This is a genomic window from Burkholderiales bacterium (genome assembly GCA_035560005.1).
In the GTDB taxonomy this organism is placed as follows: Bacteria; Pseudomonadota; Gammaproteobacteria; order Burkholderiales; family Eutrophovitaceae; genus DASRFY01.
Map to the genome: position 1 here is coordinate 1 of DATMAN010000023.1, position 12,878 is coordinate 12,878.

Below are 12,878 nucleotides of genomic sequence, written 5' to 3' on the forward strand. Positions count from 1 at the left end.
CGCGCAAGCGCTGCTGCTCTCCGGGGCGGCGGAGCGGGAAAGCGCGGGAATCATCGCTGCGCTAAAGACGCTCATCGGCACTGCCGCGAGCGCGCCCGCACCGGTGGTGCACAACCTCGAGGGGGAAGACAGCCTTCCTGGAGACGACGCGAGCCTGGTAGCCAGCATCGTTACTGGCGCCGGCGCGCTCGGCGAGTCCACTCGCGTGGGCACAGAGATCAACAGCCATTCGATCGAGCAGCTCATGGACGCGCTGGCGCTGCAGGCGCTGTTCTACCGGCTCGACAACACCCTGACGCTGGCCCGGATCAAGGAGCTGAGCGATGCGGCGCAGAACATCGCCGGTCGCAGCGAGGAAACCCTCCTCGAAGCACTGCATGTCTTGCTGATCCCGGGCGGCCGCCTTTCCGAGCAGGGTCTGCAACTGCCGATTTCCGACGCTGCGGCGGGCTTCGACCGCTGGAACGGGAAGGGAACGATCGCCGCGCGAGATGCGTTTCACGCGGCGATTCTCGAACTCATCCAGCGCCTGGACCAGATCGAGGCGCGGGGCACGATGCTGCGTGTTGAATCTCTGGTCGGAAAGAGCGCGAACGATCTGGTGCTTGCCGCGACCGATCCCGACCCGACAAGCGCCTCGGCCATCGCCTATCGGTACGCGCTCAAGAATCTCAATCCCTTTGTGGTGACCGGGATCGATTACCGGAATCTGCATGGCGCCGCAGGCGAGCTCGACCTCCACGATCCCGTGCAGCGCAGCGGCTCGCTCACCCAGCAGTGGATCGAGGATCGGGCCACCTTTCTTGCGGTACAGATGGCGGCCTATGCGCAGGACAAGGACGTCGTTTTCGACATCGAAGACCGGCAATTTCTCGACCAGCCTTCCCAGGCCCGCCTTTACACCTCCAGTTTTTCCGACGACAACGGCCTGCCGATCCCTGCGCTGGGCTCGCGCAAGCTCGTGTTTGGCGGCGATCAGTCCGATCTTGTCCGGGGCGGCAACAAGAACGATCGGCTGTATGGAGGAGCGAGTCCGGACGTGCTTTCCGGCGGCGAAGGCGATGACTATCTCGAAGGCGGTTTCGGCAGGGATGTGTATGTCTACGACGCCAAGCGCCGGCTGGACGATACGCTCGGCTACGTCGAAACTCACGACGGCAACGACACGATTGTGGATGTCGACGGAGCGGGTGTATTGCGTTACGAGGTTCGCGATACCCTGCTTCCGACCCTTGTGCGCGTTATCGCCGATGCCAGGATCCAGGTGTCCGGGACTCAGTGGCGCAGCACCGACGGACGTTTTGTCTACACCAGGATTGTCAACGAAGCGGGCCGATATGACTTGCGGGTAGACCTGGAAACCGGCGGCAGCCTGTTGCTCAAGGACTGGCGCGAGGGCGACTTCGGCATCCGGCTCGGCAGCGCGCGTGTGACGCCCACGGCGCCGGATTCATATCGCTCCATCAATGGCGACGTGCATCCGGACGAGTACACCACCACCGTCAATCTCACTGCCAACGGCGCACTGCCGGAGCTTCCTCAAAACTGGCGACTGATCGGCCTTTCCTACAACTACGACGCCCAGAACAATCCGGTCTCAGCCACCTTGACCTATTACGTGGTCGACGACTTGGGTAATCCGATCGGATCGACACCGGAGCCGGATCGCACGGATTCCCTGTACGGCAGCGAAGGGCCGGATGTCATCCAGTCGCTCGGCGGGGACGACCTCGTATACGCTCGCGCCGGGGACGATCTGGTGTTCGGAGGGGAAGGTGCCGATGCGCTCGGCGGCGAGAGTGGCGCGGACACGATCTCGGGCGAAGCCGGTCTGGACCGACTCGATGGCGGGGAGGGCGACGATGATCTTCTCGGAGGCGAGGATGCCGACATCGTGAATGGCGGAGATGGCAAGGATCGACTGGCCGGCGGATCGGGAAGGGACCTCCTGTTTGGCGATGGAGGCGATGACGAGATCTACGCCGGCGACATGGTCGAAACTTTGGCGCTCTCGGCAAGCGTCAGGAGCGCCGAGACCCAGGCTGCGAGCGGATTGCAAGGCGAATGGCTGGACGGCGGCGAGGGTGCCGACATCGTGCTCGGCGGCGCGGGCCACGACCAGTTAATGGGCGGTGGCGGTGATGATGTGCTGGCCGGAGGCGGCGGCGACGACAACCTCGACGGAGATCTGCACGGCACCGCAGTCGATCGCGACCGCTGGCTAGTGACGCGCCAGATCGAGTCGACCGCCGGCGCGATCGTCTATCGACAGGTTTTCAACGATTACGCACAGTACGGCAGCAGCGCGAACGCAGGGCATGACATTCTGTACGGCGGTGCGGGAGCGGACTGGTTGTTTGGCAACGGTGGGGACGATCTGCTCGATGGGGGTGCCGATAACGATGTAGCCTTTGGCGGTGCGGGTGATGATGTCCTGCTGGGCGGTGGCGGCGACGATGTGTTGACCGGGGATAACGGCGAAGGGGCCGAGGGCTCGGGCGCCGATTTCCTGGAAGGCGGTGAGGGTGCCGACGTTCTGTGGGGCAATAGGGGCGACGACGTCTTGCTGGGCGGCAGTGGCGCCGACGAACTTTATGGTGGAGAGGGAGACGACGTTCTCCAAGGCGGTACCGGCGAAGACGTGCTAAGAGGCGGCCCCGGCAAGGATACCTATGTTTTCGAACGCGGGGATGGCCTCGAGGTCATCTTCGATGCCTCGACCGGTCCGAACGGTGTCGCCGAACGCAGCGTGCTCGCGCTGGGAGAAGGTATCACGCGGGAAGACCTCAGGTTCCGCACCGGTAGTCTCACGATCGACTTGGGCAACGGCGATCAGATTCGCTTCGCCGACTTCGATCCCGAGGATCCGGACTCTACTCGGGTCCTGGAATTGATCCAGTTCGCGGACGGCACGTCGATGACCTACCAGGACGTGCTGGACCGGGGATTCGACATCGACGGCACCGCCGGCGACGACAACGGCGAGACCGGATCCTCGCCGATGCTCGTTGGCACCGCGGTCGATGATCGAATCCGCGGCTTGGCGGGAAACGACGTTCTCGCCGGCCTCGGCGGCAACGACGTTCTCGACGGAGGAGCAGGCAGCGATCATCTTCAGGGCGGACCCGGGGACGACGCCTATATCGTCGATGCCGCGGACACGATCTACGACCCGGACGGACACAACAGCGTGTCCTTCGCGGATGCCACTGCTGCGGAAGACATCGATCTCGTCCGTACTGTGCAAGGCGGAACCGAGTATTTCTTTCTCTCGATCCGCGGGCACGAGCTTCTGGCGCAAAACACCTCTGAGCCTTCCTTCGTCTCCTTCCGCTTCTCGAACGGGACAAGTCTAAGCCATGCGCAGCTCCTCGGGCTGCGTCTGTTCGAGGATCGCACCGCCTCCGGCACCGAGGGCAACGACGTGATGTCGGGCTATGCGGGCAACGATCAGTTGGACGGCGGGGAGGGCAACGACGCGCTTTCCGGCTACCTCGGCGCGGATACTCTCATCGGCGGCAGCGGCGACGATATTCTGGACGGTGGAGCCGGTGACGACCAGCTCGTGGGCGGCTTCGGCTCCGATCTCTATGTTTTCGGTGCAAACAGCGGTTCCGACACCATCGTGGACCAGGGCAACACCGCAGCCGAAGACATGATCGTGTTCGGTGCGGGCGTCGCGCCCTCCGACGTCGCGCTCGAGCGTGCCGCGAACGGCGACCTTCGCATCGAACTTGCCGCCAGCGGCGAGCGCATCGTCATCCAGGGGCATTTCCTCGACGCGCGAAATCGCATCGAGCGCCTCCTGTTCGAGGACGGCACCGTCATCGACCGCGCCGTGCTCGACGCGCTGCAAGTGCCACCGATCATGGGCGGCGCGGGTGACGATACGCTCATTGGCACCCAATGGGCGGACACCATCGAAGGCCTCTCCGGCGCGGATGTCCTGGATGGCGGCGCGGGCGCCGACCGGTTCGTCGGCGGAGACGGCGCGGATACCTATGTCTTCGACTGGGGGATGGGTGCGGATACCCTCGTCGATACATCCGCCGAAGGAAGCACGCTGCGTCTGGGCGAGACGCTCGCCTTTGACAGCCTCTCCGCCCGTCGCGTGGGCGAGGATCTCAGGATCACCGTTCGTGGCACCTCCGACGGCGTGCGCATCGAAGGCTACTATGCTGCGCCGCAGACCTGGACAATCCAAGACAGCGCCGGCCAGACCACGACGGTCGATGCGCTCGTCCAGGCGACCGAGGCGCGGGATGCCGACCCCGTGCAGGCCTTGTGGGACGACTACCGATACACCATCCGGTCGGAGCTCGCAGCCGAGTATCGCAACCAGGGCTTCGCGTTCAGCGGGCCCGATCGGCTGCGCTACCGTTCGCTCGAAGGCAGCCGCATCAGTGCGCACGTCAGCATCATCGACCAGCTCATCACCACGGACTACCGCAACCTCTTGACGGGCGCCACGGGCAGCTTCACGCAACAGCATCACTCGGAGGCCTGGTCGCTGCCCCGGCCAATCGTCTGGGACCGCCAGGTCCACATCGTCGAGCACATCGTCCTGACCGACGATGCGCAGATCCTCCTTCCGTCCGGGGCGACATCCGAGACTTCGACCGCGGCGGTCGTGCTGGCCGCGACCTGGGGTGCGCCCTCCGGCACCTCGATCACCCGCATCTCCAACAGCGGCTACACCGACGGCGATTTCGTCTTCGCAACCGAGAACCGCACCACCGAATTCTCGGGGACTTCGACCGGGACGATCACGGGGCTCTCCGACCAGCCGCCCGACGCCACCGGCAACCCCTACCTGAGCGCCACGTCCGCGCCCGCGAACATCGCCAGCGACTTTCTTCAGGAACAGACCACGCGCACGATCGCACAGCTTCGCGCCGGCGACTCACCCAATACCATCGACGGCAACGGCTACACGGAGAGCATGGTCGACGCCGGCGCGGGCGATGATGTCGTGCTTCGCGCGGGCTTTCAGTACGGCGGCGCGGGAAACGACCGGCTCGAAGAAGGCCGCGTGCTGCTGGGCGGAACCGGCGATGACCTCCTGGCCCGGGGCACGTACATGGCGGGCGGGGACGGCAACGATCTGCTGCAAGGTTCGGACGAGATCAATACGTTCGCCTTCCGCGACGGCGAGAGCGGTCGCGATGTCGTCACGGACAGCGCTGACGCGAAAGACGCCTACAAGGCATGGTACTACGGCAACGTGCTGGGCATCGCGAACTGGCGGTTCCGCGACGAGCACGGTGGGCGCTACCTCGCGCATGCCGGTCCCACGGGAAGCGCCCCTTTCGATGCCGACTACGTCGTCTTCGACCTGGCGCAGCTCGTCGATCCGGCCCTCGTGGACGAAGCTGACTATCCGAGGATCGACAACGTCGACGACTACCTGGCGTTCTATGCCTATGTGCGCGCACACCCCGAGCGGGTGGAGTACATCCAGCCGCTGCCCGCACTTCCCGTCACCGGGGCGAACGACTACGCGGCGCTGCAGCCGCTGTATGCGGCCGGTGTGGTCGCGCTCGATACGGTCGCGTTGCCCGAGCGCGTGACGCAGGAGAACCTGCGGGCGAGCTTGGTGCAGGTTCCCTGGCGCTCGCCCGTCAGCGGGTCGATCGAAACCTATGCCGCCATCGAGATCGAACTGGGCGGCGGGCAAAGCGCGCGTTTCCTGCTCCCGCACGCCGAAGACGGCCTGGGCAGCGGCGTGGAGCAATTCCGGTTCGCCGACGGCACGGTGATTTCCACCCAGGCCCTGCTCGATCGCATCGCGCCGGAGGCGAGCCTCGATCCGCAGACCGCGGACAACGTGATCGAAGTCACCGCGGCGGACCTCGGCGTTTATGCGCCGAACACGGGCTATGTCATCGCGGGTCGTGCGGGGGATGACCGCATCACCGGTTCCGGATTCGGCGACTGGCTCTCCGGCGACGAAGGCAACGACCTGCTCTCGGGCGGTGGTGGCGACGACGTGCTCCTCGGGGGCGCGGGCAACGACAGCCTCGCCGGCGGCCCCGGTGAGGACGTGCTCATCGGCGGTGCGGGCGACGATACTTACCACTTCGGAACGGGAACCGTCGCCGACACGGTGGTGAGCGAGCACGGGGGCTTCGACGTCGTGCGCGTGGCGGACGGCTTTAGCGCGGCCGACATCACGCTCGCGCGAAACGGCGACGATCTCACCATCGGATTGAACGGCGGCGCCGATCGCATGACACTGTCCGACTGGTTCACGTCGCCCGAGCGGGTTCGCCGAATCGTCTTCGGCGACACAAGCGCGCTGGACGAGGCAGCCATCTCGGCAAGAACCGACCACAGCCTCACGGCGCTGGACGATTTCACCTCGGTCCAGGAAGACGCCGGCAGCGTGACCGGCAACGTGCTGGCGAACGACGTGGACTCGGAGCCTGGCGCCATCCTGCGCGTGAGCAACGCGGGCCAGTACGCCGGGGGCTACGGCACGCTGAGCCTTGCGCAGGACGGCAACTACACCTACACCCTCGACGTCGCAACCGGGCAATCGCTCGCGCAGGACGAGCGTCATATCGAGGCATTCGGCTATACGGTCGAAGACCACCTCTTGACCCGCGCCGAAGCAGTGCTGCAGATCGAGGTCCAGGGACAGAACGATGCCCCGGTCCTCGGGCTTGCCCAGAGCGCAGGCACCATCCGCGAAGACGGCAGCGCGCCGGCGTACGTGCCCGTCGGTGACTCGCTGCTCGTCAACGGCGGCTTCGAGACCGGGGATTTCTCGGGCTGGAGCTTGACGCTCGCCTATCCCTACTATCCGCACTCCACCGTGGTTGCTCGGATTGCGCCTCAGAGCGGAACCTTTTCCGTCGCCTCCGGACAGGTGGGCACGACCGACGTGCTCTCCCAGAGCGTGTCATCGCTGCCCGATCAGACCTACTTCCTGGAGTTCTGGCTGGCGAGCCTTACGCCGGTCGCTCTGCCCGGCGCCTCGTTCAGCGTGCATTGGAACGGGACCGTAGTGACCTCGTTGGTGGATGTGGTGCTGTCGCAGTACACCCGTTTCCAGTACACCGTGAGCGGCGCGGCGGGCGGATCTTCGCTCAGCTTCGTGATGCGAAACGACAACGACTATTGGCTCCTCGACAACATCTCGGTGCGCGCCGCATCCCTGGTCGACGTGGTGCAGGAAATCCAGCGGACGCAAGGCACCGTTCAGTTCTTCGACGTGGACCTGAGCGATGCGCACGTGGTCCGCGCGGCGCCGGCCGCCTCGGGCTACCTCGGAACATTCGCAGCGCAACTGCTCCAGGACAGCACCGGCACCGGCGCCGGTGAGGTGGGATGGCGCTTCGAGGTGAACAACGCGGACCTTGCCTTCCTCGCGGCCGGCCAGATCCGCACGCAGAGTTACGACATAACGATCGACGACGGGCACGGCGGGGTGGCCACGCAGACCGTGACGGTGACGATCACGGGCGCGGGTGCCGGCTCGAACAGCGCGCCGCTGGCGGCGAACGACGCGATCGCCACGCAAGAGGACGCGGGCGCAGTGAGCGTGCCACCGGCGAGGTTGCTGGAAAACGACGTCGATGCCGATCCCGCGGATACGCTTTCGGTCAGCGCGGTGACCGATTCCGCTGCGGGCGCCCGGGTCATGCTGCAGGGCGCGACCGTGACCTACGATCCCGGAGCGCTGTTCCAGAGCCTGCGCAGCGGCCAGACGGCGACCGACACCTTTATGTACACGGTCTCCGACGTTGCCGGCGCCACCTCGAGTGCGACGGTGACCGTGACGGTGACGGGAGAAAACGATGCTCCGGTCGTCGTGAGGCCGCTCGCCGACCAGGCCGTGATGGAGGACGCTGCGTTCGGTTTCGTGGTGCCGGCCGACGCGCTTGCGGATATCGACGCGGGAGACGCGCTCACCTACAGCGCGAGCCTCACGGACGGCTCGGCGCTGCCCGCGTGGCTTGCGTTCGATCCCGCGACCGGGACCTTCAGCGGCACGCCGAGCAACGCCGATGTCGGCACCCTCGGTCTCAAGCTGACCGCCACCGACACTGCGGGGGCCTCGGTGTCGGATGTGTTCGACGTCACGGTGGCCAACACCAATGACGCACCCGTCGTGGCGACACCGCTGGCCGATCAGAGCGTGACCGCCGGCTCCGCGTTCAGCTTCTCTTTCGGCGCCGGCGCCTTCGCGGACGAGGACGCCGGAGATTCGCTGAGCTACTCGGCTAGCCTTGCCGAGGGCTCGCCGTTGCCGGTGTGGCTTTCTTTCGACCCGGTGGTGCGCACGTTCTCCGGGACTGCCGGGGAAGACGACGTGGGATCGCTTCAGGTGTGGGTGACGGCCACCGATTCATCCGGCGCGGCGGTATGGGACGAGTTCAGCCTCCTTGTTCGTTCGCAGCACCTCACGCTGACCGGCACCTCCGGACCGGACACGCTGATGGGGGGAGCCGGCAACGACCTCATCGACGGCGCCGCAGGTGCCGACACGTTGATCGGAGGCCCGGGCAACGACACCTATTACGTCGACGACGCGGCAGACGTCGTGGTGGAGAACCCGGCGGAAGGCACCGACCTCGTCTACTCGACCGTCAGCTACACGCTCACAAGCGAGGTCGAGAATCTCACCCTCGCCGGAGAGGCTGCCATCAGCGGCATCGGCAACAGCCTGGACAACGTCCTTCTGGGCAATGCCGCCAGCAATACCTTGAGCGGCGGCGCCGGCAACGACATTCTGGATGGAGCCGCGGGCGGCGACAGCATGGCCGGCGGCGCGGGCAACGACGTTTACGTGGTCGACAACAGCGCCGACGTCGTCATCGAAACCTCGGGCCAGGGCACCGACACCGCCCGCAGCTTTATCAGCTACGCGTTGGGCGCCAACGTCGAGAACCTGACGCTGCTCGGCGATGCAGCCATCGACGGCAGGGGCAACGCAGCCGCCAACGTCCTGACCGGCAACTCGGCCGACAACGTGCTGAGCGGGGGCGCGGGCAACGATGTCCTCGATGGCGCGGCCGGCAACGACACGCTGGCCGGTGGTTCGGGGGCGGACACGATGGCCGGCGGGACGGGTGACGACCTGTATATCGTGGACAGCAGCTCCGACACGATCACGGAACTCGCGAACGAGGGCAGCGACACCGTGCGCAGTTCAGTCAGCCTCACGCTTGCCGCGAACGTCGAGAATCTGACTCTGACGGGAACCTCCGGCTTGAGCGCAACGGGTAACGCGCTGAACAATGTGCTCATCGGCAACAGCGGCAACAACGCATTGAACGGCGCTGCCGGCGACGATGTGCTCGATGGCGCGGGAGGGATCGACATCTTGAGCGGAGGCCGTGGCGACGACACCTTCGTCGTGAACGGCGCCACGACCCTCGTGGTCGAGAACGCCGGGGAAGGCAACGACACTGTTCGCAGCTCGGTTGCTTATGCGCTGGGGGCGAATCTCGAGAACCTGATCCTGCTCGGCAGCGCCGCGCTCAGCGGGGCGGGCAACGCGGCGTCCAATTATCTAGCGGGCAACTCGGCTCCCAACGCATTGTCGGGCGGCGCGGGCAACGACATTCTGCAAGGGCGTGGCGGCAACGACGTGCTCGCCGACGGCAGTGGCAACGCGCTGCTCGACGGCGGGGCGGGCGCCGATGCGATCGCGGGCGGCGGCGCCAACGAGCTTTTCGTCGGCGGGCTGGGCAACGACACGCTGGGCACCGGCGCGGGGGCGGACGTGATCGCCTTCAACCTGGGAGACGGTCAGGACACGGTGGGCCCCAGCTTGGGCGCTGACAACACGCTGTCTTTGGGCGGCGGGATCCGCTACGCCGATCTGAGCTTTAGCCGCAACGGCGACAGCTTGGTGCTCAATATCGGGGCAGCCGACCGGATCACGTTCGCCAGCTGGTATGCGTCGAGCGGCAATCGCAGCGTGGCGAACCTGCAGATCATCGCCGAAGCCATGGCGGAGTTCGACGCGACCTCGAGCGATCCGCTGCTCAGCTCGAAAGTCCAGAGCTTCGACTTCGCGCAGCTCGTCGCCGCCTTCGATGCCGGCGGTCAGGTGGGCAACTGGGCGCTGACCAATGCGCTGCTCGACGCGCATCTGGTGTCCAGCGACACGGCGGCCATCGGCGGCGATCTCGCCTACCGGTACGGTCTGCACGGCACACTCTCGGGCATCGGGCTACTTCCCGCCCAGGACGTGCTCAACGCCGTCCAGTTCGGCGCGGCCGCCCAGATGCTGCGGCCCCTGCAGGAGCTGCAGCAGGGCCAGATCCGGTTGAGCTGAAGGCGGACCCCGTGGCCGATAACGCGGCGGCGAAGCGGCGCGAACTGCTCGAGTTCTCGCCGCACCTGCTGGATCTGCAGACCGGCGCGCCCTCGCCGCTGCCGCGTGCGGTGGTCTGGACGCTGGTTGCGCTGCTGGGCGCCACGCTCACGTGGGCGGCGCTCGGCAGGCTGGACGTGATAGCGGTTGCGCAGGGACGCCTGGTGCCGCGCAGCTATCTTCAGGTGGCTCAGCCCGCCGATGGCGGGATCATCCGCGAGCTGCTGGTGCGCGAAGGCGAGCAGGTGAAGGCCGGGCAGGTACTGGCGCGCCTGGATGCTTCGTTTTCGGAGGCGGACAAACGCCAGATCCGCAACGAGCTGCAGTTGCGAAGGCTGCAGCTTGCTCGCATCGAGGCCGAACTGTCCGGTCGCGAACTGCGGCGCAGCGCCGGCGACCCGCCCGAGCTCTTCGCCCAGACGCTGTCGCAACTGCACGCCAACCGCCGCGCCTATGTCGACGCCCTGGAAACCCAGCGCAGCGCGCGCACGCGGGCCGAGCAGGAACTGAGAAGCGCCATGGAGCGCGAAGCCAAACTGCGGCAAACCGCGCCCATCTACGAGGCGCAGGAAAGAGGCTGGAAGCAGCTCGCCGAGGAAGGCTTCGCCGGCAAGCTCCTGGCGCTGGACCGGGAGCGCGCGCGAATCGAAAACGAACAGGAACTCAAAGCACACACTTACGCGATCGCCGCCTTGCGTGCCGCCATGCGGGAATCCGACCAGCGCATCGCCCAGATCGCTTCCGCCTATCACCAGAAGCTGGAAGCCGAGCGCGTAGAAGCCGTGGCCGAAGTCAAACGACTGGAAGAGATGTGGCAGAAGCAGGCGCTCAGGCACGATCTGCTGGAGCTGCGTGCCCCGGCCGATGGGGTCATCAAGGAACTGGCCACCCACACCGTGGGCGCGGTCGTTCAGCCCGGCACGGTGCTCTTCACGCTCGTGCCGCTGGACGAGCCGCTGCGCGCGGAAGTGTGGGTCGCCAACGACGACGTCGGTTTCGTGCGCGAAGGCCAGCCGGTCGCGCTCAAGCTCGCGGCCTATCCGTTCCAGAAATACGGAATGCTGGAAGGCAGCATCGTGCACGTGAGCGCGGACGCCTCGCACCCGCAACTGCCCGCTGGCGCCCCGAACCCGCAGCAGGAGCAATTCCGCTACCGGGCCCTGGTCGATCTGAAATCGCAGCGGCTCGAGCGCGACGGCTTCGTCCACCGCCTTTCTCCCGGCATGCAGGTCAACGCCGAGATCAGGCTGGGCCGGCGCACCGTGCTCGAGTACGTGCTCTCGCCGGTGCAGAAGGCTTTCCACGAAGCTGCGCGCGAGCGCTGAAATTCGCCCGCGCGCCCGCAACGATACGAACCGCGCGCAGTGTTGCAAGGCACGCCTGCGGCGGCTGCGCGCAAGACATGCTCCCGCAATCGGTCGGAGGGAGCCTGGCACCTTCGCAAGGCACACCGGTTTCGAACGAAGCTGCCCCTCATGAGGTTTTACTCCATCGGCCTCTTTAGCGTTGTCCTGCTGGCGGTGATCTATTTCGTGGGCACCTGGGTGCTGGTTGCCTTTGGCGCCTGGCTCAGGCGGCGCTGGAAGCGTGCGTGGTGGGCGATGGTGCCGCTTTTTTTGCTGCTCTACATCGCTCCGATCGCCGAGGAGCTGTGGATTGCCTGGAACTTCGGGCGGTTGTGCAGGCAGGACGCCGGGCTCTTCATCTACAAGACGGTGGAGGTCGAGGGGTTCTACAACGCAACCGGTGCCACGCTCGATCTGGTTCGACCGGGCGGATACCGCTTCATCGAGTCTTATTCCCGAGAGGGCAAGGGGGCGATACGTCTGACCTTTGGAGATGCCGAACTCGTGCGCCAGGCGCTGGCGCGCTACGGGCACGAGAATCCCGGCCAGGACGCCACGGCGCAGGACGTCATCCGGGTGAGGCTCGATGAGCGCACCGAGGCGCTGGTATATCCGAAAAAGGGGGAGAGCTGGCGCATCACCAAGCTGGATCGCCCCACTGCGCGGTATCACTACAGCTCCGACATCTACGGAACGCGTGCTGCCCACAAGATCACGCGCCAAGAATCTGTGGTCACGGATGTGGCTTCCGGTGAAGTCCTTGGACGTTACGTGGTGTACGGGCGCCGGCCGCCTTGGTTCTTTGTAGGCCTCGGTGAAGTGCCTTATTCGTGCGATGGGCCCGATGGTGGGCCGAACAGCAGGCACAACAGGCTTATCTACCGAGACGTGCTCAAACCGGTGAAGTAGGGGGGACCATGGCAACGATTCTTGACTATTACAAGTACGCCGCCCTTGCGACGGCCGCCTATGTGCGCCTGGGTACCAATCCGTGGGATGGTGCGACCTTTGCGGCCCAGGCTTCCGATCCTACGCAATCCGGCGGCCGCCTTCCCCTGTCCATTGCGCAGTATCTGTTCGATCCGCAGAACATCTACGGCAATCGGAACACTTGGTCGATTGCTCACTACCACGGCAGCGATGCTCCCCCAGACCCTGCGGGTGTGGCGGACGCCAGCGGTTTTGCCGCCACGCTGTTTGAG

Annotated in this window: 4 protein-coding genes; all 4 read left to right on the forward strand. The window is 65.9% G+C overall.

Annotated elements, in window-relative coordinates:
• The first annotated feature begins 103 nt into the window (after window positions 1–103).
• The gene (locus tag VNM24_02365; protein HWQ37442.1) at window positions 104–10,291 is read left to right on the forward strand and encodes a putative Ig domain-containing protein; all 10,188 of its coding nucleotides are present in this window, start codon (window positions 104–106) and stop codon (window positions 10,289–10,291) included.
• 11 nt (window positions 10,292–10,302) lie between these two features.
• Entirely contained in the window at window positions 10,303–11,655 is a 1,353-nt protein-coding gene (locus VNM24_02370; GenBank protein ID HWQ37443.1) for an HlyD family type I secretion periplasmic adaptor subunit, read from the forward strand.
• A 150-nt stretch (window positions 11,656–11,805) separates the two neighbouring features.
• A complete protein-coding gene (locus tag VNM24_02375; GenBank protein HWQ37444.1) occupies window positions 11,806–12,585 on the forward strand; it encodes a hypothetical protein in 780 nt (259 codons plus the stop codon).
• A gap of 8 nt (window positions 12,586–12,593) precedes the next feature.
• The coding region (locus tag VNM24_02380) for a hypothetical protein (GenBank protein HWQ37445.1) at window positions 12,594–12,878 on the forward strand (285 nt) is incomplete at its 3' end.